The sequence below is a fragment of the Streptomyces sp. NPDC053513 genome (genome assembly GCF_044544765.1).
In the GTDB taxonomy this organism is placed as follows: domain Bacteria; phylum Actinomycetota; class Actinomycetes; order Streptomycetales; family Streptomycetaceae; genus Streptomyces; species Streptomyces litmocidini.
Genome location: NZ_JBITXP010000023.1, coordinates 30,208 through 53,915, shown reverse-complemented (window position 1 = coordinate 53,915; position 23,708 = coordinate 30,208). Strand labels below are relative to the sequence as shown.

General features: G+C 72.0%; 18 protein-coding genes. 15 read left to right on the top strand and 3 right to left on the bottom strand.

From position 1 onward, the window contains the following. The first annotated feature begins 27 nt into the window (after positions 1-27). The 13 genes from ACIGW4_RS29870 to ACIGW4_RS29810 all read left to right on the top strand — a co-directional run bounded on the left by ACIGW4_RS29870 (position 28) and on the right by ACIGW4_RS29810 (position 15,209). Positions 28-588 carry a YqgE/AlgH family protein gene (locus tag ACIGW4_RS29870; RefSeq protein WP_123452817.1) on the top strand — a complete coding sequence of 187 codons (561 nt, stop codon included), beginning with the start codon at positions 28-30 and terminating at the stop codon, positions 586-588. A 30-nt stretch (positions 589-618) separates the two neighbouring features. Beyond that, the gene (locus ACIGW4_RS29865) at positions 619-903 is read left to right on the top strand and encodes a DUF3039 domain-containing protein (protein WP_056558193.1); all 285 of its coding nucleotides are present in this window, start codon (positions 619-621) and stop codon (positions 901-903) included. A 227-nt stretch (positions 904-1,130) separates the two neighbouring features. Beyond that, positions 1,131-2,774: a beta-N-acetylhexosaminidase gene (locus ACIGW4_RS29860; protein ID WP_399584032.1), complete on the top strand. Its 1,644-nt coding sequence runs from the start codon at positions 1,131-1,133 to the stop codon at positions 2,772-2,774. A gap of 224 nt (positions 2,775-2,998) precedes the next feature. After that, positions 2,999-3,874, top strand: coding sequence for a xanthine dehydrogenase family protein subunit M (locus ACIGW4_RS29855; RefSeq protein ID WP_123452814.1), 876 nt, complete (start codon positions 2,999-3,001; stop codon positions 3,872-3,874). Then, positions 3,871-5,367, top strand: a complete 1,497-nt coding sequence (locus tag ACIGW4_RS29850; RefSeq protein WP_399584028.1) for a 2Fe-2S iron-sulfur cluster-binding protein — start codon at positions 3,871-3,873, stop codon at positions 5,365-5,367. The genes ACIGW4_RS29855 and ACIGW4_RS29850 overlap by 4 nt, the downstream gene beginning before the upstream one ends. Further along, entirely contained in the window at positions 5,364-7,667 is a 2,304-nt protein-coding gene (locus ACIGW4_RS29845; RefSeq protein WP_398713065.1) for a xanthine dehydrogenase family protein molybdopterin-binding subunit, read from the top strand. Before ACIGW4_RS29850 ends, ACIGW4_RS29845 begins: the two co-directional genes overlap by 4 nt. A 121-nt stretch (positions 7,668-7,788) precedes the next feature. Then, a complete protein-coding gene (locus tag ACIGW4_RS29840) occupies positions 7,789-8,244 on the top strand; it encodes a hypothetical protein (protein ID WP_399584026.1) in 456 nt (151 codons plus the stop codon). A gap of 44 nt (positions 8,245-8,288) precedes the next feature. Next, the gene (locus tag ACIGW4_RS29835) at positions 8,289-9,791 is read left to right on the top strand and encodes a WXG100 family type VII secretion target (protein ID WP_399584024.1); all 1,503 of its coding nucleotides are present in this window, start codon (positions 8,289-8,291) and stop codon (positions 9,789-9,791) included. Positions 9,792-9,868: 77 nt separating this feature from the next. Next, entirely contained in the window at positions 9,869-11,044 is a 1,176-nt protein-coding gene (gene mycP / locus ACIGW4_RS29830) for a type VII secretion-associated serine protease mycosin (protein ID WP_399584103.1), read from the top strand. A 49-nt stretch (positions 11,045-11,093) separates the two neighbouring features. After that, positions 11,094-11,513 carry a hypothetical protein gene (locus ACIGW4_RS29825; protein ID WP_123452802.1) on the top strand — a complete coding sequence of 140 codons (420 nt, stop codon included), beginning with the start codon at positions 11,094-11,096 and terminating at the stop codon, positions 11,511-11,513. A 52-nt stretch (positions 11,514-11,565) separates the two neighbouring features. Further along, positions 11,566-13,884, top strand: a complete 2,319-nt coding sequence (locus ACIGW4_RS29820; protein ID WP_123452800.1) for a DUF6571 family protein — start codon at positions 11,566-11,568, stop codon at positions 13,882-13,884. 5 nt (positions 13,885-13,889) lie between these two features. After that, entirely contained in the window at positions 13,890-14,546 is a 657-nt protein-coding gene (locus ACIGW4_RS29815; RefSeq protein WP_399584021.1) for a hypothetical protein, read from the top strand. 12 nt (positions 14,547-14,558) lie between these two features. After that, positions 14,559-15,209 carry a hypothetical protein gene (locus tag ACIGW4_RS29810; RefSeq protein WP_399584019.1) on the top strand — a complete coding sequence of 217 codons (651 nt, stop codon included), beginning with the start codon at positions 14,559-14,561 and terminating at the stop codon, positions 15,207-15,209. 12 nt (positions 15,210-15,221) lie between these two features. On the opposite strand, the gene ACIGW4_RS29805 is transcribed toward ACIGW4_RS29810, so the two are convergent. From ACIGW4_RS29805 to ACIGW4_RS29795, 3 genes are read right to left on the bottom strand one after another with little or no spacing between them, the layout of a single operon-like run. Continuing rightward, positions 15,222-17,327, bottom strand: a complete 2,106-nt coding sequence (locus ACIGW4_RS29805) for a protein kinase (protein WP_399584016.1) — start codon at positions 17,325-17,327, stop codon at positions 15,222-15,224. Between the two features lie 53 nt (positions 17,328-17,380). Then, on the bottom strand, positions 17,381-19,540 hold the full coding sequence (locus ACIGW4_RS29800; RefSeq protein WP_399584013.1) for a protein kinase: 2,160 nt from the start codon (positions 19,538-19,540) through the stop codon (positions 17,381-17,383). A gap of 13 nt (positions 19,541-19,553) precedes the next feature. Further along, on the bottom strand, positions 19,554-20,558 hold the full coding sequence (locus tag ACIGW4_RS29795; RefSeq protein ID WP_399584010.1) for a serine/threonine protein kinase: 1,005 nt from the start codon (positions 20,556-20,558) through the stop codon (positions 19,554-19,556). A 366-nt stretch (positions 20,559-20,924) separates the two neighbouring features. Between ACIGW4_RS29795 and ACIGW4_RS29790 the strand changes: the two genes are divergently transcribed. Continuing rightward, positions 20,925-21,353, top strand: a complete 429-nt coding sequence (locus ACIGW4_RS29790; RefSeq protein ID WP_123452789.1) for a hypothetical protein — start codon at positions 20,925-20,927, stop codon at positions 21,351-21,353. 14 nt (positions 21,354-21,367) lie between these two features. Continuing rightward, on the top strand, positions 21,368-23,689 hold the full coding sequence (locus ACIGW4_RS29785; protein ID WP_399584007.1) for a hypothetical protein: 2,322 nt from the start codon (positions 21,368-21,370) through the stop codon (positions 23,687-23,689). Positions 23,690-23,708: the final 19 nt, after the last annotated feature.

Genomic DNA, 23,708 nt, shown 5'->3' with positions numbered 1-23,708 from the left:
CGCCGAAGATGCGGGATCATGTGTCGCATGACCGAGGTGTCCTCGCTCACAGGACGGCTGCTCGTGGCCACCCCCGCGCTGGCGGATCCGAATTTCGACCGCGCGGTGGTCCTGCTGCTCGACCACGACGACGAGGGCTCCCTCGGCGTCGTCCTCAACCGGCCCACGCCGGTCACCGTCGGCGACATCCTCGCCCCCTGGGCCGCCCTCGCCGGCGAACCGGGCGTCGTCTTCCAGGGCGGCCCCGTCTCCCTCGACGCGGCCCTCGGCGTGGCGGTGATCCCCGGCGACGAGGGTCCCCTCGGCTGGCGGCGGGTGTACGGCGCGATCGGCCTGGTCGACCTGGAGACCCCGCCCGAGCTGCTCGGACCGGCCCTCGGCTCGCTGCGGATCTTCGCCGGATACGCGGGCTGGGGCCCCGGCCAGCTGGAGTCCGAGCTCGACGACGGCGCCTGGTACGTGGTCGAGTCGGAGCCCGGCGACGTCTCCTCGCCGCACCCCGAGACGCTCTGGCGGCAGGTGCTGCGACGGCAGCGCGGCGAGCTCGCGATGATCGCCACGTACCCCGACGACCCGTCCCTCAACTGAGGCCCCGGGCTTTCAGTACCCTTGGCGGTTATGAGCACTCTCGAGCCCGAGCGCGGGGCAGGTACGGGAACCCTCGTCGAGCCGACGCCGCAGGTGTCCCACGGTGACGGCGACCACGAGCGCTACGCCCACTACGTCCAGAAGGACAAGATCATGGCGAGCGCCCTCGACGGCACGCCCGTCGTGGCGCTGTGCGGAAAGGTCTGGGTACCGGGGCGCGACCCCAAGAAGTACCCGGTCTGTCCGATGTGCAAGGAGATCTACGACTCCATGGGCGCGGGCGGCGACAAGGACAAGGGCGGCAAGGACAAGTAGCGCGTCCCTGACGTCGGGGCGACCCTTCGGCGGCCCCCGCCGTGCGTGCTTCGGCGCGCGCGGCGGGGGCCGTTCCGTGTTCCGGGCGAAGGCGGGGACGGGTGGGCGAAGTGGTCGAGACCTCTTGTCGGTCCGCCCCGGCGCGCCTAGCCTCACGCCTGTTGTGCGGCGCGAAACGCGCGTTGCGCATGTCGCAACGCGCGCATTCGGCGGTGGAGGACGACGCGATGACCTTCCTGGACCTGATCCCGGCGCCCCTGTCCGCCGGGCGCCGGAGCGGCGCCCCGGGCCGCCGCCCGCTCGACGGGCGGACCACGCTCGACGCCGGTCCCGGCACCGAGGCCACCGCCCGCTGGATCCGCACCGCGCTGGGAGCCGCCACCGGGCTGCCGTTCGCCGACGGCGCCGGGCCGCACGCGATCCGACTGCGGATCGCCGGGGGGACGGCCGGGGGACGCGGCCCGGAGGCGTACCGCCTGACCACCGAGGACCCGGACGCCGCCGTCGTCATCGAGGGCGGCGGCCCCGCCGGGGTGTTCTGGGGCGCCCAGACCCTCCGCCAGCTCCTCGGCCCCGACGCGTACCGCAAGGCGCCCGTACGGCCGAACGGGACCTGGGACCTGCCGTACGCGACGGTCGAGGACGCCCCCCGCTTCGGCTGGCGCGGGCTGCTGCTCGACGTCGCCCGGCACTTCCTGCCCAAGGACGACGTCCTGCGCTACCTCGACCTGCTCGCCGCCCACAAGCTGAACGTCTTCCACTTCCACCTCACCGACGACCAGGGCTGGCGGGTCGAGATCGAGCGCCATCCGAAGCTCACCGAGGTCGGCGCCTGGCGGACCCGCACCAAATGGGGGCACCGGGCCTCACCGCTCTGGACGGAGACCCCGCACGGCGGCTTCTACACCCGGGACGACATCCGCGAGATCGTCGCGTACGCCGCCGAGCGGCACATCACCGTCGTCCCCGAGATCGACCTCCCCGGCCACGCGCAGGCCGCCATCGCCGCCTACCCCGAACTCGGCAACACCGACGTCGTCGACACCGCGGCCCTCACCGTCTGGGACACCTGGGGCGTCAACCCCAACGTCCTCGCCCCCACCGAGGCCGTCCTGCGCTTCTACGAGGGCGTCTTCGAGGAGGTCCTCGACCTCTTCCCGTCCACCTTCGTCCACGTCGGCGGCGACGAGTGCCCCAAGGACCAGTGGAGGGCCTCCCCGACCGCCCAGGCCCGCATCAAGGAGCTCGGGGTCGGCGACGAGGACGGACTGCAGTCCTGGTTCATCCGCCACTTCGACCGCTGGCTCGCCGCCCGCGGCAGGCGTCTGATCGGCTGGGACGAGATCCTGGAGGGCGGACTCGCCGAAGGCGCGGCCGTGTCGTCCTGGCGGGGGTACGCGGGCGGGATCGCCGCCGCCGAGGCGGGCCACGACGTCGTCATGTGCCCCGAACAGCACGTCTACCTCGACCACCGCCAGGCGCCCGGCGAGGACGAACCGATGCCCATCGGATACGTCCGCACCCTGGCGGACGTCTACCGCTTCGAGCCCGTCCCGCCCGGACTCTCCCCGGAGGCCGCCGCCCACATCCTGGGAACCCAGGCCAACGTCTGGACCGAGGTCACGGAGAACCGCTCCCGCGTCGACTACCAGGTCTTCCCGCGCCTCGCCGCCTTCGCCGAGGTCGCCTGGTCCGCGCTGCCCGCGCCGGAGGCGCGCGACCACGCCGGCTTCGAGCGCCGGATGCGCACCCACTACCGGCGCCTGGAAGCCCTCGGCGTCGACCACCGCCCGCCCACCGGCCCCCGCCCCTGGCAGCGGCGGCCCGGGGTCGCCGGCAGGCCCCTGGAGGGCGCACCCCCGAACGTGTGAGAGACCCCCTGTCCCCCCGTCACCCGGGAGCGGCGAAACGGGAGTCGCCGTCACACCCGGGGCGTCCCGGACGAACGGTCCTTCGCGGACCCTCGCTCCGGACCGCCCGGAAGATGTGCCAGAGTTGCCACGTCCGGCCTGTGAGCACGTACGGTACGCCCACACGCAGGCGCGACGGCCGGGCACAGTCGGGGACCACCGGGACACCGGGAAGGGGCAGCGGGTTGACCACGCACGCACCACAAACAACGCAGTCCGTGACGCTGCCCGCCTCGCTCGACGAGGCCGTGGCAGCCCTCACGGCCATGCCGGCCGCCGTGCCCGTCGCCGGTGGCACCGACCTCATGGCGGCCGTCAACAAGGGCCAGCTCCGTCCCGCCGGACTCGTCGGCCTGAGCCGCATCAACGAGATCCGCGGCTGGCAGTACCAGGACGGGCACGCCCTCCTCGGCGCGGGCCTCACCCACGCCCGGATGGGCCGCCCGGACTTCGCCGCCCTCATTCCGGCCCTCGCCGCCGCCTCCCGCGCGGCCGGACCGCCCCAGATCCGCAACGCGGGCACCCTCGGCGGCAACGTCGTCACCGCCGCGCCCACCGGGGACTCGCTGCCCGTCCTCGCCGCACTGGAGGCCGACCTCGTCGTCCTCGGCCCGCTCGGCAGCCGCGAGATCCCCGTCTCCCACCTCCTCGCGGGCCGCGACCTGCTCGCCCCCGGCGAGCTCGTCGGCTTCGTCCGCGTCCCGCTGCTCCACGCCCCCCAGGTCTTCCTCAAGGCCACCGGCCGCACCGGCCCGGCCCGCGCCACCGCCTCCGTCGCCGTCGTCCTCGACCCGGCCCGGCGCGGCGTGCGCTGCGCCGTCGGCGCCGTCGCGCCCATGCCGCTGCGCCCCCTGGAGGCCGAGCGCTGGATCGCCTCGCTGGTGGACTGGGACAACGACCGGGGGCTCGCGCCGGAGGCGCTCGCGGCGTTCGGCGAGTACGTCGCCGCCGCCTGCATCCCGGACCCGCCGGGCGACGAACAGTTGCCGCCGGCCGTACTGCACCTGCGGCGCACGGTCGCCGCACTCGCCCGACGGGCACTGGGGAGGGCACTGGCATGAGCGACGAGCACACGAATCAGACGGGCGGCTGGGAGCCGCTGCCGCAGAGCGAGGGGTACGACGGCGACGCGACCGCCTTCGTCCAGCTGCCGCCCGACTTCATGCTGGACGGCGTCCCCCTGGAGGCGCCGGGCCACGGCTACGTGCCGCCGATGATCACCCCGCTCCAGCCGCTCGCCCCGCCCGCGGCGCCGGACCCGGCGGCGACGGGCACCTGGTCGGTGCACGTCCCGACGGAGGCGCAGCAGACGCAGTACTTCGAGGGGTACGAGGGCGGCGAGCAGGACGCCCCGTACCAGGGCGGCGAGCAGGGCACCCCGTACCAGAGCGCCCCGTACCAGGGCGCCGAGCACTTCCAGCCGCCCGCGTACGTGGAGCACCTGGTCGAGCAGGACCCGCAGGCGACGGCCGAGTGGCGCTTCGAGGAGGCGGTGGCTCCGGCCGCCGACCCGGGCTCCACGGGCCAGTGGCAGGTCCCCGCCGACCCGGACCCGGCCGGGCAGGCGGGCCCCGGGGCGCTGGGGGAGCCCGGAGGGCCCGAGGGGGCCCCGGCGCCCGCCGCCCCGTACGCCGAGGCCCCGGCGACGCTGCCGGGCGGCGCGCCCGCGCCCTGGGCGCTCCCGGAGGAGCCGCCGGCGCAGGAGGCGGAGGCGGCACACGAGGCCGTGCCGGAGGCCGTACGGGAGACGGCTCACGGGGCGGCACCGGAGACGGCTCACGAGGCCGTACGGGAGACGGCCTCGGAGGTGACTCTGGAGACGGCCCCCGAGACCGTGCCGTCGTCCGCACCGGAATCCGCCCTGGAATCCGCTCCGGAACCCGCCCCGGAAGAGGAGACCCCCGCGGTCCCCGTCCCGACCGTCGTCGTCGACCCGGTGACCACGGAGGGCGTGCACGTCACGGAGGTCACGGGCAGCACGGACAGCGACGAGCACCCCCACACCTCGTACATGCTGCGGGTCAACGGCACCGACCGCCCCGTCACCGACTCCTGGATCGGCGAGTCGCTGCTCTACGTCCTGCGCGAGCGCCTCGGCCTCGCCGGGGCCAAGGACGGCTGCTCGCAGGGCGAGTGCGGCGCGTGCAACGTGCAGGTCGACGGCCGGCTCGTCGCCTCCTGCCTGGTGCCCGCGGCGACCGCCGCCGGGAGCGAGGTGCGGACGGTCGAGGGCCTCGCGGTCGACGGCGAACCCTCCGACGTGCAGCGGGCGATGGCCAAGTGCGGCACCGTCCAGTGCGGCTTCTGCATCCCCGGCATGTGCATGACCGTGCACGACCTCCTGGAGGGCAACCACGCCCCCACGGAGCTGGAGACCCGGCAGGCCCTCGCCGGCAACCTCTGCCGCTGCTCCGGCTACCGCGGCGTGCTCGACGCCGTCCGGGACGTCGTCGCCGAGCGCGAGGCCGCCGCCGCGGCCGCCGCGCCCGAAGCGGCCGACGAGGTCCGTGTCCCGCACCAGATTCCCCACCCGCACGACGGAGGCATGGCGTGAGCAGCGACGCGACGACCGCGGCTCTGGACACCCCCGATCAGGAACAGGCCACGCGCGGAATCGGCGCCTCGCTCCCGCAGGCCGAGGCGCGGGCGAAGACCGAGGGCACCTTCCCGTACGCCTCCGACCTGTGGGCCGAGGGGCTGCTCTGGGCCGCGATCCTGCGCTCGCCGCACCCGCACGCGCGGATCGTGTCGATCGACACCACGGCGGCGACCGCCATGCCGGGCGTACGGGCCGTGGTGACGGCCGCGGACGTGCCGGGCGCGGCGACGTACGGCCGCAGGGTCGCCGACCGGCCCGTCTTCGCCTCCGACCTGGTCCGGCACCACGGCGAGGCCCTCGCGGCCGTCGCCGCCGACCACCCGGACACGGCGCGCCTCGCGGCCGCGGCGATCGCCGTCGAGTACGAGCTCCTCGAACCCGTCACCGACCCGGAGAAGGCCTTCGCGGCGGAGGCGCTGCACCCCGACGGAAACCTGATCCGGCACATTCCCCTCCGCTTCGGCGACCCGGAGGCGACGGGCGAGGTCGTCGTCGAGGGCCTGTACCGGATCGGCCGCCAGGACCCGGCGCCGATCGGCGCGGAGGCGGCCCTCGCGGTTCCGCGTCCCGACGGGGGCGTCGAGCTCTACACGGCCTCCACCGACCCGCACACCGACCGCGACCTGGCCGCCGCCTGCTTCGGCCTGCCGCCCGAGCAGGTCAAGCTCGTCGTCACCGGAGTCCCCGGCGCCACCGGCGACCGCGAGGACCCGGGCTTCCAGATCCCGCTGGGCCTCCTCGCGCTGCGCACCGGCTGCCCGGTCAAACTCACCGCCACGCGCGAGGAGTCCTTCCTCGGCCACGCCCACCGCCACCCCACCCTGCTGCGCTACCGCCACCACGCGGACGCGGAGGGGCGGTTGGTGAAGGTGGAGGCGCAGATCCTGCTGGACGCGGGCGCGTACGCGGACTCCTCGTCCGAGTCCCTGGCGGCGGCCGTGGCCTTCGCCTGCGGTCCGTACGTCGTCCCGCACGCCTTCGTGGAGGGCTGGGCGGTCCGTACGAACAACCCCCCCTCGGGCCACGTCCGGGGCGAGGGCGCGATGCAGGTGTGCGCGGCGTACGAGGCCCAGATGGACAAGCTGGCCGCGAAGCTGGGCATGGACCCGGCCGAGCTGCGCATGCGGAACGTCATGGCGACCGGCGACATCCTGCCGACGGGCCAGACGGTGACCTGCCCGGCCCCGGTGGCCGAACTCCTCGCGGCGGTCCGCGACTTCCCGCTCCCCGCCCTCCCCAAGGACACCCCCGAGGGCGACTGGCTGCTGCCCGGCGGCCTGGAGGGCGCGGGCGAACCCGGCGCGGTGCGGCGGGGCGTGGGCTACGCGCTCGGCATGGTGCACATGCTGGGCGCCGAGGGCACCGACGAGGTCTCGACGGCCACCGTCCGCGTCGCGGACGGGGCGGCGACGGTCATCTGCTCGGCGGTGGACACCGGTTCGGGCTTCTCGACGCTCGCCCGCCAGATCGTGCAGGAGACCCTCGGCATCGACGAGGTGCACGTCGCCCCCGTCGACACCGACCAGCCGCCGGCCGGACCGGCGGCCCACGGACGCCACACATGGGTCTCGGGCGGCGCGGTCGAACGCGCGGCGAAGATGGTCCGCACGCAGCTCCTCCAGCCGCTGGCCCACAAGTTCGGCATGTCGACCGAGCTGCTCCAGATCACGGACGGCAAGATCACCTCGTACGACGGAGTCCTCTCGACGACGGTCACGGAGGCGATGGACGGCAAGGAACTCTGGGCCACCGCCCAGTGCCGCCCCCACCCCACCGAGCCCCTCGACGAGTCCGGCCAGGGCGACGCCTTCGTCGGCCTCGCCTTCTGCGCGATCCGCGCGGTCGTGGACGTCGACATCGAACTCGGCGCGGTGCGCGTGGTGGAGATGGCCGTCGCCCAGGACGTCGGCCGCGTCCTCAACCCCGCCCAACTGGCCGCCCGCATCGAGGCGGGCGTCACCCAGGGCGTCGGCGCGGCCCTCACGGAGAACCTCCGCACGGCCCGCGGTCTGGTCCGCCACCCCGACTTCACGGGCTACGCACTCCCGACATCCCTGGATGCCCCGGACATTCGCATCGTGAAACTCGTCGAGGAACGCGACGTCGTGGCCCCCTTCGGCGCGAAGGCGGCGAGCGCGGTCCCCGTGGTCACCTCGCCCGCCGCAGTGGCCTCAGCCGTGCGAGCGGCGACGGGCCGCCCGGTCAACCGCCTCCCGATCCGCCCGCAGGCGGCGGTGGCCGTGCCCAATTCGTAACCATGTGATGTCCGTTGCTTGTGCAACTGAGAGGTGCGGACTGTCGTCGTTCCTGACTACAGTGGACTTCTAGACTTGTGCCGTGCACGGCACGGTGGTTCACCGGGGGAGGAGCGCGAGCATGCTTGCTGCGATGGAAGGAATGGCGTCCGGGATGCGGACGCAGGCCGTCAAGTACAGCGCCGACTCCATGCAGAAGTTCAAGCAGGGTGTCGACGAGCTCATCACCCAGCTCAAGGGCTCCGACGCGAGCCCCGGCAAGCTCAAGGCCGACCCGGTCACCCGCACCCAGTTCGGCGGGGGCGGGGCCGCCTGGGCCGAGGCCCAGAGCGCCTACGCGGCCTATGACGAGGTCCTCGGCAAGCTGGTGGAGCTCTCCAGCCTGCTCAACGACTGCCTGGAAGGACTCGGGATCGCGGTCGTCGCCTCCAAGAACGGCATGGAGGAGATGGACGACGACATCAAGCGCAAGATGATCCAGATCCACCAGCGGACGTACAACGCCAAGGAGAAGGCGGACAAGGAAGCGGGCGTCGGAGGCAACGACGCGGCCGAGGGCGACGGCTCCTTCAAGTAGTCGGGCGCGGACGGAATTTCGGGGACACGGGGAAGAGGCGAAGAATGAGGCCTGCAGAGGGCGGCGGTGGCGGCGGAACCAACTTCGCCGCCATGAAGCACGAGCAGATGCTGGCGTGGCTGGACGAGGCGAGCAGCTTCTCCGTGGGCGAGGCGGCGCGGCGACTGAAGAGCGTCTCGCAGCAGATGGCCAAGATCGCCGGTGAGCTGCGCGCCAGCATGAGGAACATGGATTGGGAGGGCGAGGCCGAGAAGGCGTTCGTCGAGTGGGCCACCAACGTGGCCAACTCGACCACGAGCCTTTCGGACTACGCCGAGCACGGCGCTGTCTGCATGGAGGACAACTCGACCGCCATCGCCTCGGCCCAGAGCGCCATCCCCCGGTACACCTCGCACGAGGCGGCCAAGGCGAACCTGCAGGCGGCCCAGAAGTACCACAACGACCCCGACGCGCAGACCATCGCCCGCAACGCCAGGAACCAGATGTCCCCCAGCGAGGAGCTGGCGGCCATCGAGGCGAAGGAGAGGGAGAACCAGCAGGCGGCGGCGGACGAGATGTACCGCCTCTCCTCCGCCTACCAGTGGTCGAGCTACCGCATGAAGAACGAGGTGCCGCCCACGTTCCCGCCGCCGCCGGGGGCGTTCGTGCCGGACTACGGGGGTGACCGCGGCACGGGCAACTACATCGGATCCACGCCGCAGAGCAGCGACCGCTCCGCAGGTACGGACACGAGTACCGGGACGCGCACCACGCACACCCCGCCGCCTGGCACCCCGACCACGCCTGACACGCCCGCGGTCCCGCCCACGGGCGACTCGACCGGGCCGACGCACGTCGTCAAGCCCGAGGTCCGGTCTGAGCCTCCTGTGGACCTGGGCATCGACAGCGTGAAGACGCCGCCGAAGCCGGACATCACCGTGCCGACGACGCAGCTCCCGGGCGGCCCGCCGCCGATCACCAAGCCGGACGGCGGTACGCCTCCGTTCGTGACCACCGGCGTGCCTCCGCTGACCGTCAAGGGTGGTCCGGGCCCCTTCGGCCCCACCTCGCCCCTCACCGGGGGCACCGGCAACCCCCGCGGCCCGGTGACCGGCGGACTCCGCAACACGCCCGGCATGCCCCGTGAGGGCATCAGCGGCGGCCGTCAGGTTCCCAGCACCACGGGTCGGCCGCAGACCGGCATCCCGCGCAGCACCGTCATCGGCAACGAGCCCACCGGCCAGGGCCGTACGGGCATGGGCCGGGGCATGGGCGGCGCGCACGGCATGGGCGGTTCCATGGGCGGCGCGTCCGGCCAGAGCGGCATCACCGGCGGCCGTCGTCTCGCCGGCGAGTCCGGCGGAGTGGTCGGCGGCAAGGCGCAGCGCGCCGGTGCCGCCGGTGGGAGTGGGAAGCCCTTCACCGCCGGCGGCTCGGGCCTCGTCCGCGGAAACGCCGCGAAGCCCGGTGAGCGCGAGGAGCAGAACGGAGAGCGTCCCGACTACCTCGTCGAGGACGAGGAGACCTGGCAGCAGGGCCGCCGCGTGGCGCCGCCCGTCATCGACTGATCAGCGCGAGGAAGCAGATGCGTACCAGCAGTATTCGTCGGAGCCGTGCCCGAGTCACCGCCTCCGCCGCTTTGGGGATGCTGCTGGTGGGCATCGCTTCCGTCCCCGCCCACGCGGAGAACTTCCGTGCCCAGCAGTGGCACTTGGACGCCATGGGCGCGGAAGAGATCTGGCAGCTGAGTACGGGCAAGGGCGTCACCGTCGCGGTCCTCGACAGCGGTGTGGAGAAGGGGAACCCGGATCTCCGGGGCCAGGTCCTCCAGGGCAAGGACTTCGCCACGGACAAGCCGGGCGACGAGTACACCGATTACACCGGGCACGGCACGGGGATGGCCGGCCTCATCGCCGGCACGGGTGCGCGCGACGGTGGCAGCGGGTCCTTCGGACTGGCGCCGGGGGCCAAGATCCTTCCGGTCCGTGTGCCCGGTGCGGACACGGGCAAGGTCAGTCAGGCGGCGGCCAACGAGGAATTCAACAGGGTCATGCCGCAGGCCATCCGCTATGCCGCCGACTCGGGGGCGAAGGTCATCAACATCTCGCAGGGCGCGTCGGAAGGTTCGACGCAGCTCGCCGAAGCGGTGAAGTACGCCTTGAGCAAGGGCTCGTTGGTCTTCGCAGCCACCGGGAACACAGCAGACAAGGGCAACGAGGTCGAGTATCCGGCAGCGACTCCCGGTGTCGTCGGTGTCGGCGCCGTCGACGACAAGGCGAAGCACGTCTCGACGTCCCAGTACGGCTCCCAGGTCGATCTGGTGGCCCCCGGCAAGGACATGGTGCACGCCTGTGGTGGCGGCACGGGGATGTGCAAGTCGACCGGCACCAGTGACGCCACCGCTCTTGCCTCAGCCGCCGCCGCGCTCCTCTGGTCGAAGCACCCCGACTGGACCAACAACCAGGTCCTGAAGGTCATGCTCGACACGGCCGCGAAGCCCAAGGGCGGCGAGAAGCGCAGTGACTACATCGGCTTCGGTGCCATCCGTCCTCTGCGCAGCCTGAAGACACCGGGCGACCCCGGTCCCGCCGGCGTCCGGCCCATCGACGACCTTGCCGAGGTCGCGGCCCCGTCCGCCTCCGCCTCCGGTTCGGCGGACCCCGCCCCGTCACAGTCCTCCGTCGCCCCCGCCCCGGCCCCCCAGGCGGCCGCCGAGGACGACGGCGGCAACACCGGTCTCTGGATCGGCCTCGGGATCGGTGCCGCCGTGCTGATCGGTGCCGCCGTCGCCGTACCCGTACTCCGGTCGCGGCGGGGCTGAGTCCCACCCCCTGCCGTCGGCCGTCCGTAACTCACTCATGGGGAAGTAGATGTCGTTCGACGAGGAGTGGAGCCAAGTCCGCAGCCAGGCCGCGGCGATGAGGCTCAACAGCGTGCCCGCCGAAGGTGGCGGCGGTGGCGGAGGCGCCAGCGACTACAAGGTGACCTCCGCCGACCTCAAGGCCATCGGCAACGAGGCCCAGGAGCTCTTCCACTGGTTCGAGCGGGACGCCTTCCACGCCGGCGCCCAGACCGACACCGCCGCCAAGAGCCTCGACGGCGACGGGTTCCTGACCGGTTCGGCGATGTGGACGATGTGGGACACCTGGCGCGACCAGGCCGAGGCGCTCCTCAGCGCCTGCGCCCACATCCACAACCACCTCGAGGACACCGTGGTCAGCCACGTCAACCACGAGGAGTCGCTCATCGCGAACTTCTCCATGTCCGATCTCGACAAGCACTTCACATAAGCCGGAGCCGGTGACGGCCACGACGATCGCGCACGGCTGACGAGGGAAACAGATGCTGAAGTTCGAACAGGTCCTCCATGCCAACCTCAGCGGCCTCAAAGAGGCCGTCACCGTCTGGGGGGAGACCGTCTCCAAGCTGGAGAAGACCAAGGAGAAGGCCGAGACCGGCCTCCAGGCCAAGGCCGACAAGGCCGACTGGAAGGGCGAGAACGCCGGTGTGACCCAGGCGTTCGTCCGCAAGACCGCCAAGGAGTTCGGCGACGCCCTCACCGAGGCGAGCAGCATCCGCAACATCCTCCGGGACGCGCAGGGCGAGTTCCAGGCGGCGAAGTCCGAGCTGGAGAAGCTGGTCGCGGAGGCTCCGGGCAAGGGCATCCGTATCGATCCCGACGGTGTCGTCAGCTATCTGGTCCACCCCGACCGCCGCTCCAAGGACTACGACGGGCCCAAGCCCGAGCAGGCCGACTTCGAGGCGATGCGGTCGGCGATCAAGGCCGCGATCGACCGTGCCAACAACGCCGACGACGTCGCCTCCCGCGCCCTGCGCGGACTCGTCGGCAGCGACAAGATGAACTTCTCCGGCACGAACTACGACTCCCTCAAGGCCGCCTCCAAGGCGCAGGACGCCGAGGACGCGCACGCCGCCTACGAGCTGTACAAGAAGGGCGACGACGCCACCCCCGAGGAGATCGACAAGCTCAACGCGCTCTTCAAGGCCAACCAGAAGGACCCGTACTTCGCCGAGAAGTTCGCCCTGGAGGTCGGGCCGAAGGGCAGCATGGAGTACTGGGCCGACATGGGCGACCCGAGCGACGGCTCCCGGCTCGGCGTCGACCATCGCGACAAGCTCAAGGAACTCCAGACGAACTGGAGTCTGACGCTCGCCACCGCGACCCATTCCACGAGCCCCGAGATGGAGCAGTGGAAGGCCGACGTCATCAAGGCCGGCAGCGAGCCGATCCAGACGCGCGGCACCAGCCCGTACGGCTTCCAGGTCATGAGCAACCTGATGCGCGTCGGCGACTACGACGACAAGTTCCTCAAGGACTACGGCACCGGGCTCGTCGTCACCGAGCGCAAGATGACCGGCGACGGACGCCTGCCCGCCGACCGGGCCTGGCACCAGCTGACCGGCGGCCCGAGCCACCTGAACTGGATGGGCGGCGACCTGGGCAACGACCCCATGGTCGGCTTCATGGAGGGCCTCGGGCACAACCCCAAGGCGTCGACGGACTTCTTCAACGGCGACATCGACCTCACGCCCGAGAACACCAAGGACGACAAGAAGCTCGACCCGTTCGACTACTTCACCAAGGACCGCGAGTGGCCCGAGGAGATCAACGACAAGGGTGACCGGACCAAGGAGCCCGGCTACAACGCCCTCGGTCACGCCCTGGAGTCCGCGACCACCGGCCACCCGTACGACGCCGAGGCCGAGGGCCTCAAGGACGTGCGGACCAAGGAGAACGCGGAGGTCATGCAGAAGGTCGTCGAGCGGTACGGCAGCGACCCCAAGTACATGCACGAGCAGCCGGGCATCGACGACAGCCTCGGCAAGATGGGCGCCGCGTACATCGACGAGCTGAACCGCTCCCTGGAGACGGACAGCGACACGACGATGGAGGAGAAGCGGAACTCCCCCTTCGGCTACAACGACGCCCACGGCAAGTCCCGCTTCGGCGACGACTTCGACACCAAGCTGCTCTGGAACCGCGGCGACGCCGTCAACTTCATGGGCATCGTGGCGCAGAGCGAGACCGGCCACTCCACCCTCTCGGCGGCCGAGTCGCTGTACACGACGAGCGTCCTCGACGAGGTGGGCCCCAAGCCCGGCTCCACCTTCGACGACCGGGACCTCACCGACGCGCGGACCACGCTGCGGGTCGGGTCGGAGGCCCAGGGAATCCTCGACGAGTCCCGCATGGCGCAGATCGACAAGGACTACGAGAAGGACTCCGAGGAGCACAAGAAGGCCGTCGGCAGGACGACCGAGTGGGTCAAGTTCGGCATCGGCGCGGCGGCGGCGGGCGGCGTCGCCGCCCTGACCGGCGGCGCCGGCGGCGTCCTGGTGCCGCTGGCCGCCGAGACGGTGGGCGGCGCGGTCACGACCGTCATCGGCATGGAGGCCGACGACATGGCGGAGAAGTACGAGAAGGACGAGCTGCTCAAGAAGAAGTCGGACGACCTCTCGGACGAGGCGCTGGCCATGGGCAAGGAGAACGCGCTCCGCCCCGGCATCGCCTACGCCAACGCCCCCGGCTGGAGCGAGAAGGACCGGAACTACCTCGACGAGGAACTGGTCAAGTACGTCCGGGACTCGCGCATGCACGCCCGCGACAACTCGCTGCCCGACCCGTACGAGAAGAAGTGACGCACATGCGGTCCGTACTGACCAGGGTCGGAACGGCCTTCGCCGTCGCCGCCGTCCTCACCGGATGCGGTGGCGGCGGCGGGACGGCCCCGCAGGCCTCCGAGGGCCTGACGGCCGCCGAGGCCTGCGGCGGCTTCGCCAAGGACACGCCGGCCGCGGCGGCGCTCAAGGCCGTCCTCGGCGGCGAGCGCTTCGAGGACAACCTCTCGAAGCCGGAGAAGGCCCTCGACAGGCTGCGCGACGACGCCGCCGCGCCGTGGGCCGACTCGTACCGGCCGCAGCCGGTGACGTACTGCGGCCTCCAGGCCGCCGAGGAGGTGTCGAGGAACCTCAAGATCCAGGTGAACGCCGTGGGGAAGGGGCCGTACCTGGGCCCTGAGCTCGCCAAATCCGTGACCTCGTACGACACCGGGGTCGAGGCGTTCTCCTCGTCCACCCTCGGCAAGCTCTTCTTCTCCTGCCGCCTCAAGGCGCCCGCCCTCCCGATCGTCGTCGAGACGGCCGTCTGGGGCCCGGCGGACGTCGAGAAGACGGACGAGGAACAGCGCACCCGCCTGATCACCCTCGCCAACGCGGCGGCCCGGGATGTCTCGGCGAAGCTGGGCTGTGAGGGGGACGGACTCGTGACCGGCGTGCCGAAGCGCGCCGCGAAGTCCTCCTGAGAAGCTTCTTCCATGCGCCTCACCGCCCACAGGATCCTGCTCCCGGCCGCCGCCGTCCTCGCGATGGCGGCGGCCGGCTGCACCCCGGGAAGCGACGACGCCGCTCCCCGGGGACAGACGGCCTCGGAGGTCTGCGGCGGCTTCGCCCAGGAGCCCGCTGCGGCCTCGGCGCTCGAGGCCATCGCCGGCAAGGACGTCCGGCTGACGGCCGACCGGTCCGAGCCGGACCGGGTCCTCGCCGAGCTGCGGAAGGCGGCGCGGACGCCGCAGAGCGGGAAGCAGCGCATGGAGGGCATCCCGTTCTGCACGCTGGAGGCGGCCGGGGACGAGAAGAACGTCCTGAGCATCACCCTCCGGGAGGCCCTCGCCGTCCCGGCGGGCGAGGCCGCGAAGGCGTCCGTGACGGCCTACTCCACCGGGCGCCTGGCGACCTCGTCCGACCTCTTCGCCTCGGTCTACTTCACCTGCCGGACGCCGGCACCGGCCCACGAGATCGTCCTCGACGCCGAGTTGGAACGCGCGGACGAGAACGAGGCCGACCACGCGGGCATCAGGGACGAGCAGATCACCCTGGCCAACGCGGCGGCCCGGCACGTCGCCGCCGAACTGGGGTGTACGGGGACGGGGCTGGTGGAGGGCACGCCGGCGAAGGCGCGGTCGTAGGAACGGGAGCTCTCACTCGTCGTAGACCGGCATGGCCATGATCCTTCCGCCGCGTGCGACGAAGACGCGGTGGGCGTCGCTGACGAGCTGGTAGGGGCCCTTACGCTGCATCCTCAGAGTGAACAGTGTCTTGTGGGTGATCTTCTGCACCACCCGGACGGCACCACCGTCGGGCTCGGGCAGCCACGCGGTCCCGCCCTCCACCGCCGGGGCGGTGGGGACGCCGGTCGTGCTGCGCAGATGATCCAGGAATTCCATCCACTCGGTGTTCGGGATGTCGCTGGTGGAGAGGGCACTGAAGCGGTAGCCCCAGGAACCGCCGATGGCCACGACGAATTTTCCGTCGACGGTGGGGGTGGCCCAGCCCAGCTCTCGGTTGGCGAAGTTGTCTGCGTCCTTCGACCACAGGTAGGTGCCCTCGTTCAGACGTCGGGCCACCAGCTTGGGGCCGCTGAGATAGACGGTGTCGCCGCCGATCGCGGGAGCCTGGCCGTGGATGCCCTGGCCCTGGATCTTCCAAGCGGTCTTGCCCGTTACGGTGTCGACGACGTCGACCTGGCCGTCCCGGCCGTGGACCACGAGCCGCTTTCCGCCCGCGGCCGCCCGCGCAGGACCCTTGGGGGAGCGGGGCGAGAGCATCGGGCGATCCCAAGTCGTCTTGAGCGTCCATGCGTTCACGGCACGCAGCCGGTTGTCCTTCGTCACCAGGTAGACCTGGGTGTCGTCGGCGGCGAGGACGTCGTCGACATCGTCACCGGTCTGCCAGACCGGGGCTCCGGTGGAGGCGACGAACGCGTTCAGAGCGCCGTTCTTGTCGACGCCGACGACGAGCCGGTCGGCGACGGAGACGAAACCAGCGACCGAGTGGATGTCTTCGGCCCGCCACCGTTCCTTGCCGTCCGTGACGGACAGGGCCAGCAGGCCGCCCGCCTTCGCCTGCACGATCAGCACATCTCGCACGGGCAGCGGGAGGTTCCCGCGCGGGGAGCCGACGTCCAGAGGGCCCCACAGGGCTTCCGGGGCTTTGTCGGGCTCACTGTCGATGAGGGAGATGAAGGCCGCCTCCGGGGTCGCCACGGCCGGCGGTACGTCGGCGGTCGGGGACTGCTCCCGGTTCAGCCACCAAGCCCCGGCCCCGCCACCCACACCGAGCACGGCCACACCGGCCGCCGTCATCGCGAGGAAGCGGCGCCGGGACGGCGACGAGGACGGTGCGGCGGTGTCCTCGTGCGCCGCCAGGCGCTTCGTGGCCGTCTCGCGCCGCTTGACGTCCTCGGCCAGCGGGCCCCTGCGCCAGGCGCGGTCGGCGCCCTTCGGCGGGGCGAACGCCTCCGCGATCTGCGGGGGAGCCGGGCGGAACGCCGGGTCCTTCGCCAGGCACGGGCCGATCAGCTCCTGGAGTTCCGGCGGCACCCGGCTCAGGTCCGGCATCCCGTGCACGACCTCGTACTGGACCGCCGCCACGTGCGCGCCGTCGAAGGCGCGCCTCCCGCTCGCCGCGTACGCGAGGACCGCGCCGAGCGAGAACACGTCCGCGGCCGGGCCGACGCGCTGCCCGAGGACCTGCTCGGGAGCCCCGTACCCCGGGGTGACCGGGATCTGGCCGGTCGTCGTGAGCGTGAGGCCGTGCTCGGGGCGGGCGATGCCGAAGTCGATGATCCGGGGGCCGGTGGAGGTGAGCACGATGTTCGCGGGCTTGAGGTCGCGGTGGACGAGACCCGCCGCGTGGATGTCGTGCAGCGCGCGGGCCAGCCGGGCGGCGAGGGCGCGGACCGTCGGCACGTCCATCGGGCCGTACGCGCGGACGGCCTCGTCGAGCGTCGGGCCGGCGAGGAACTCGGCGGCGATCCACGGCCGTCCGCCCTCCGTCTGAGCGCCGAGGACCCGTGCCACGCCCTTGCTCGTGACGGCCCGTGCCATGTCGGCCTCGCGGACGAACCGCTGCGCGAGGTGCCGGTCGTGGGCGAGTTCGGGGCGCAGGACCTTGACGGCGGCGGGCGCTCCGGCGCCGTCCCGGCCGATGTACACCTTGCCCATGCCGCCCTCGCCGAGGACGCCGAGGAGCCGGTACGGGCCGAGCCGGAGCGGATCGCCGGCGGCGAGGGGCTGTGTGGTCACGATGCTGCTTTCCGGGGCGATGAGTTGCGAGGACTTGGGCCGGGAAGGGGGGATCAGGCGAACGGGATGGCCACGACGGACGACGCCCCCGCCCCGATGATCCGGGCCCGTGTTCTGTCGACCACGTACCGGGTCGCGTCCGTCGGAAACACCCAGGCCGAACGGCGGGTCGCTCGGTCGACCGCGCTCAGTCCGCCCCGGACGGGGGCGTACACGTACTTCGTTCCGACCACCGGGACGCTGAAGAGGTCCGGGGACAGACTGCGGCCCGAGGGAGCCTCCTTCCAGCGCTCGTCACCCCTGTCGGCGCTGACGACCACGAGGCCTCGGCCGGCCTCGTTGGCGTGGACGAGACCGCCCGAGACGGCTGGCAACCCGAAGGAGGAGCCCTTGCCGTGTTCCCAGGCGACGGCGCCGTCGGCGAGGCGCAGTGCCCGGAGGCGGTCACCGCCGAGGTACACGTGCCGGCTGTCTGCCGAGAGCTGGCCGGGGTGGTAGTACAGGGACTCCTCGAGCGGGATGCTCCGCAGCCACAGTCGGTGCCCGGTGCGCACGTCCCGCACCTGGAGATCGAACGACTTGAGGTCGTCGCTGTTCTTGGCGAGGAGCAGCAGGTCGCCGACGACTCGGGAGAGCCAGGGGCGGGCGTTATCCCATGTGGACGGCTGCCGCCAGACCTCCTTGCCCGTGCGCAGGTCGACGGAGATCAGGTGTCGGCCGGTGTAGCTGCTGGACCCTCCGTCGCCGATGTGTGAGGCGGCGTAGAGCCGTCCGTCGGACGCGGTGAGGATGTCCGTGCCGAATTGGGAGCCCTCGAAGCCCTTGAGGTTGATGGGCCGGGCCGCCTCTTTGCCGGTGCGGGGTGCGAGCGTACGGATCTGCAGCGCGAGGGTGCCGTCGTGGGGGCGTTCGGTGGTGTAGAAGTACGTTCCGTCCGTGGTGATCTGTTTCGGCCGCGGAATCCTGTCGATCCACAGCTCGGTGCCGTTCCGCGTGTCCAGCGCCCGGAACGACACCGTCTCCGCGAACCCCACCACGTCCCCCGCGAGCAGCGGCGTGATGCTCTCCTCACGGTCCAGGTGCTCCCCCCGCCACAGCGCTCGAGGTGCCCCGTCCGAAGCCGTCGTCGCCGGGATCGCGGTCGGACCCGCGGCGGGCGGGTTGCTCCCGGCGTCGCCCCGGGAGCCCGCCCACGTCCACACCCCCGCACCCGCCCCCGCCAGACCCAGCAGGGAGCCGCCGCCCAGGACGAGGGCGCGGCGGCGGGAGACCGGAGCATCCGGGACCGTCGCCGTCGTCGCGGATTCCGCCGGTGCCGGCAGACGGCGGGGCGAGTGCAGCCACACGTCCGTCGCCCGGCGGGCGATGTCCGCCAGGAGGAGGGGCGGCAGGTGGTCCGCGAAGTCGCCGTGGCCGTCGTGGAGGTGTTCCGTCAGGGTGGCCGTGGTGGGGCGGGACGACGGGTCCTTGGACAGGCAGGCCGTCAGGAGCGGTACGAGGGCCTCCGGGACGCCGGTGAGGTCGGGTTCGGCGTAGCGGACGCGGTAGAGGAGGTCGGCGGGGGAGCCCGTGCCGAAGGGGCCGTGGCCGGTGGCGGCGAAGACGAGGACGCCGGCCAGGGCGAACACGTCGCCCGCCGCGGTGTGTTCCTCGCCGCTCGCCTGCTCCGGCGACATGAAGGCGGGCGTGCCGGCCGCCGCCCCCGTGCGGGTGAGGTGGTCGTCGCCGGCCGCGCGGGCGATGCCGAAGTCGATGATCTTCGGGCCGTACGCGGTGACGAGGACGTTCGAGGGCTTCAGGTCGCGGTGGACCACGTCCGAGGAGTGCAGCTGGGCCAGGGCCCCGGCGAGTGCGGCGCCGAGGGCGCGGACGGTCGGTTCGGGGAGCGGGCCGCCGAGCGCGACGGCGTCGTCGAGCGGCGGCCCGAGGACGTACTCGGTGGCCAGCCACGGCGTCTCGGCCAGCGGGTCGGCGTCGACGACGGCCGCTCCGTGCCGCGCCCCGATGATCCGCGCCGCGTCCGTCTCCAGGCGGAAGCGGCTGCGGAAGGCCGGGTCGGTGGCCAGGCGCGCGTGCACGGTCTTGAGGGCGACCGTGCGGCCGCCGGGCGTGCGTGCCAGGTAGACGGTGCCCATGCCGCCGGAGCCGAGGCGGGCGAGGAGGCGGTACGTGGCGACGGCGGCCGGGTCGTCGTGGGTCAGGGGCGACAGCATGAGGTCAGGTCCGTCAGGTCCGGGAGAGGGGGGCGGGGGAGCCGGGGGTGTTGGGAGTGCCGGGGGTGCCGGGGGCGTGGGGGGCTCCGGGGGTGCCGGGAGCGGTGGGGGCGCCGGGAGCGCCGGTGGGGAGTTCGGCCGCGAGGAGTTCGGACGACTGGCGGGCCAGCGCCGCCACCACCCGGCCCGGCAGCCAGCCGGGCGTGAGCAGGGCGCCGGCCGAGTTCAGGACCGTCCCGTGCGGGGTGGACGGCGCGAGGGCCGCCGTCAGGTCGGCGGCGGTCGGCCGGTCCGCGGGGTCGCGGGCCAGGCAGGAGGAGACCACCGGCCGCAGCCCGGCCGGGAGTTCGTCACGTTCGGGCACGGTGTGGCCGGTGGCGGCATACGCGAGGACCGCGCCGAGGGCGTGGACGTCACCCGGCGGGCGCGGACGGCCGCCGGTCGCCTGCTCGGGGGCGAGGGAGCCCGGGTCCAGGCCCGGCAGGCCGGTGCGCGGCTCGCCGTCGGGCGCGGCCGCCCGTACCGCGCCGAAGCAGGTCAGCCGGGGGCCGTCGGCGGTGAGCAGGACCGCGGCGGGGGAGACCCCGGCGTGCGTGAGGCCCTGGGCGTGCGCGGCGGCGAGCGCCTCGGCGAGGACGGCGCCCACGGCCCGTACGGTCGCCTCGGGCAGCGGCCCGCCGTGGACGGCGAGGGCCACGGGGAGGGGGAGCGCGGGGAGGTAGGGGGTCGCGTACCAGGGGGCCTCGCCCGGGGCGGCCAGGTCCGTCACCGGCGCGATCCAGGCGCCGAGGAGGCGGCGGGCCGCGTCGGCCTCCGCGGCGAACCTGGCCGGGTCGGCGCCGGGCAGCGGGGCGCTCAGGAGGACCGTGCGCTCCCCGTCGTCCGTACGGGCGATGAACCGGCGGCAGGGGACGGGGGAACCGGGCCGGCCGGGACGGGCGGGCGGATCGAGGCGGGTGATCAGCCGGTACGGGCCGATCCGGCGCGCGGACTCCTCCCGCGTGCGCGACTGCTCCATGCGTACGTCCCCCCGTGGTTCCGGCGCCCCGTGACGACGGGGGCGGGACGAGCCTATCGAGGCGGGAGGGGTGGACCGCGGCCGGGAGAGCGGCGGCCCGGTCCGGACCGGACGATCCCGGTCTGGAACGTCCGGGCTGTCCGAGTTGCGAAGGTGAATTACCCGTGGGTACGCCGTGATGATCTCGCACCTGCGATATTTCCCGGACGGGGACCGCTCCAACGGGTGCCCGAAGGCTAGGATCGCGATGCTTCCCCGGCTGTGGAACTTGCTGAGGCGAAGCCGGAACGATCAACGATCAACATTCAACGATCAATGTCGCGAGGTCGCGGGAGCGGCGAGGTCGCGGGAGCAGCGGGGGAGAGCATGTCGTTCGATCAGGAGTGGGCGTCCGTACGGACCACCTCCACGGCCAACGTGGACATGAGGCTCAACCAGGTCGCCCCCGAACCCGGCGGTGGCGGCGGGGGCAACGCCGACCTGAGCGTCGACCAGGACAAGCTCGGCGCCATCGGCAGCGCCGCGTACGCCCTGCACGGCCGGCTGGTCAAGGACGGCAACCACGCCCGTACGAGCACGACGGAGGCGGGGGCGGGGCTGTCCAGCCACGGCTTCCTCACCGGAGCCGCGCTGACGACCGTCCAGGAGACGTGGAGCTCGCAGCTGAACACGCTGCTCGACGCCTGCGCGAACATCTCCAACCACCTCGACTACAGCGCGGCCTCGCACGCCAAGGAGGAGGCCGACATCGCGGCCGCCCTCTCGGCGTCCAGGATCAACGAGTACCTCAAGTAGGCGGGGGACCTGCTGTGCTGACTTTCGACAACGTCTACCAGGCGCCGCTCGACAGGATGAAGGCCGCGGCCGACGACTGGGCCGCGATGAAGGGCAAGCTCGACACCCTCGCCCAGGACGCGCAGACGACGATGGCCGCGAAGGCCAGGGACGACTACTGGCGCGGGGTGAACGCCGAGGTCACCAAGCCCTTCGTGGACAAGACGGCGAAGGAGTTCGGCGACGCCGCCAAGGCGGCCGACGGCATCCACAAGGTGCTGGAGGACGGCTACAACGCCTTCAAGAAGGCGAAGGACGAGCTCAAGAAGATCGTCGACACCGAGGCCCCCGCCAAGGGCTTCCGGGTGAGGTCCGACGGCACGGTCGAGGCCGTCGAACCGCTGTCGCAGACCAAGGACCAGGGGATGCGGCACGACCCCGACTTCCAGGAGATGGTCCGCAAGGAGCGCGCCGACATCGAGGCGATGCAGCGGCGGATCGACGCGATCGTCGAGACCTGCGACGACGCCGACGTCGCCTGCTCCAACGCGCTCAAGGCCGACATCACCACCGCCCAGCACGACTTCAGCGCCCCGAAGTACACCAGCCTCGACGCCGAGGAGGCGCAGCGCGCCGTCGACCTCGCCAAGAAGGGGCGGGACATCTCGCACGAGGAGCTGATGCGCCTCAACGAGCTGCTGAAGGACAACAGCGCCTCCAAGGAGTTCTCCCGGGCCTTCTACGACGGCATGGGCCCGAAGGGCGCGCTGGAGTTCTTCGGTCAGCTGTCCACGGACACGTACGACTACTCGAAGGTCGACAAGCAGCGCCTCGCCGACGTCCAGGACCTCCAGAAGAACCTGGGCCTCAACCTGGCGACCGCCACGCAGGGCGGCGACGCGTGGACCGACAAGTGGTCGACGGAGATGCGCAAGCTCGGCACGGAGCGCATCCCGCTCGTCAAGTACGACAACAACCCGGCGTACGGCTACCAGTTGCTCGGCGGCATCATGCGCTACGGCAACTACGACAAGAACTTCCTGGTCCCGATCGCGGAGCACGTCACCCAGCTCCACGCGAAGGACCCGTACCTCTTCGGCAACAGCAAGCCGCTCGGCGGCGGCTGGCTCAAGAACCAGTACAACCCCTCGGGCGTCAACGGCTCCGGCTTCGACCCGATGGTCTCGATGCTGGAGGCGCTGGGGCACAGCCCGGAGGCGTCGAAGGAGTACTTCTCCAAGGAGCCCACGTCCTACAACGAGGACGGCAGCGTCGGCGGGACGGTGGACCTGGACCCGAAGAAGGACGGAGCCCAGAAGAGCTACCTCGACTACTTCCAGAACAAGGAGTACGACTTCTTCCCCGACATCGAGGGGCACGACCCGGACGACTGGAAGAAGACCGCCGAGTACATGCCGGACGCCCTCGGCCACGCCCTGGAGGCGGCGACCACGGGCCACGGCTGGGACGACCCCGACCCCCAGCTGCACCGCGACGAGAAGTCGGCCGAGATCATGAAGCAGGTGATCGACTCGTACGGGACGAACACCGAACTGCGCGAGCAGCACAAGCCGCTGATGGACAGCCTGGGGCGGATGGGGGCGGCGTACATCGACGACCTGAACTACTCCACGTACAACTTCGGCGGCACCGGCGACGCCCTCGGCCGGGACAAGCTCTTCCCCGGAAGCAGTGACGGCAGCTCCCGTACGGACTTCGGGGAGGGGGCGAGCCTCAGGTTCATGAACGCCGTGGCGAGCGACGAGGAGGGCTACAAGACCATGTCCGCGGCGCAGCAGGTCTTCGAGGCCGGCGGCATCAAGGCGCTGGAGGGCGACAAGGACTCCGCGTTCACGTTCGCGCACAACGCCACCAAGGTGCACGGCATCCTCGACGAGTCGCGCACCGCGCAGATCTCCATCGACTTCAAGGGACAGGAAGAAGCCATGAACCTGGAGATGGAGAAGCAGGCGGAGTGGCGCAAGACGGCCGTAAGCGGCGGCGTCGCCGCGGTGGTGGGCGTCGGATCGGCCGTGGTCCTCGGTCCCGCCGCGGGACTCGTGGCGACGACCGTCGTGCCGCTGGTCATGGAGAGCGTGGGTTCGGCAGTGGACACGGGCTACGCGACGGACACGCTGCAGTACCTCAAGGACAACGAGTACAAGAACGACGACGAGGCCGACACGGCGGTCACGAGCCTCAAGCAGGCGGGAGAGGCTGCCGCGGCTGTTCCCATCCTGAATCTCGCCGATACCTACGGACTGACGCCCAAGGAGAAGCACGACCTGATGCGCGAGATCGAGCAGTCCTACGACTCGGGTGGCCAGGACGTCCAGGGCCTGACGAGGAACAAGTGAACGGGAAAAAGCGGATGGC

Coding starts and splice junctions, on each gene's coding strand:
- ACIGW4_RS29870 (WP_123452817.1), top strand. CDS start 28: ATGACCGAGGTGTCCTCGCTCACAGGACGGCTGCTCGTGGCCACCCCC.
- ACIGW4_RS29865 (WP_056558193.1), top strand. CDS start 619: ATGAGCACTCTCGAGCCCGAGCGCGGGGCAGGTACGGGAACCCTCGTC.
- ACIGW4_RS29860 (WP_399584032.1), top strand. CDS start 1,131: ATGACCTTCCTGGACCTGATCCCGGCGCCCCTGTCCGCCGGGCGCCGG.
- ACIGW4_RS29850 (WP_399584028.1), top strand. CDS start 3,871: ATGAGCGACGAGCACACGAATCAGACGGGCGGCTGGGAGCCGCTGCCG.
- ACIGW4_RS29840 (WP_399584026.1), top strand. CDS start 7,789: ATGCTTGCTGCGATGGAAGGAATGGCGTCCGGGATGCGGACGCAGGCC.
- ACIGW4_RS29835 (WP_399584024.1), top strand. CDS start 8,289: ATGAGGCCTGCAGAGGGCGGCGGTGGCGGCGGAACCAACTTCGCCGCC.
- mycP (WP_399584103.1), top strand. CDS start 9,869: ATGCTGCTGGTGGGCATCGCTTCCGTCCCCGCCCACGCGGAGAACTTC.
- ACIGW4_RS29825 (WP_123452802.1), top strand. CDS start 11,094: ATGTCGTTCGACGAGGAGTGGAGCCAAGTCCGCAGCCAGGCCGCGGCG.
- ACIGW4_RS29820 (WP_123452800.1), top strand. CDS start 11,566: ATGCTGAAGTTCGAACAGGTCCTCCATGCCAACCTCAGCGGCCTCAAA.
- ACIGW4_RS29815 (WP_399584021.1), top strand. CDS start 13,890: ATGCGGTCCGTACTGACCAGGGTCGGAACGGCCTTCGCCGTCGCCGCC.
- ACIGW4_RS29810 (WP_399584019.1), top strand. CDS start 14,559: ATGCGCCTCACCGCCCACAGGATCCTGCTCCCGGCCGCCGCCGTCCTC.
- ACIGW4_RS29800 (WP_399584013.1), bottom strand. CDS start 19,540: ATGCTGTCGCCCCTGACCCACGACGACCCGGCCGCCGTCGCCACGTAC.
- ACIGW4_RS29795 (WP_399584010.1), bottom strand. CDS start 20,558: ATGGAGCAGTCGCGCACGCGGGAGGAGTCCGCGCGCCGGATCGGCCCG.
- ACIGW4_RS29790 (WP_123452789.1), top strand. CDS start 20,925: ATGTCGTTCGATCAGGAGTGGGCGTCCGTACGGACCACCTCCACGGCC.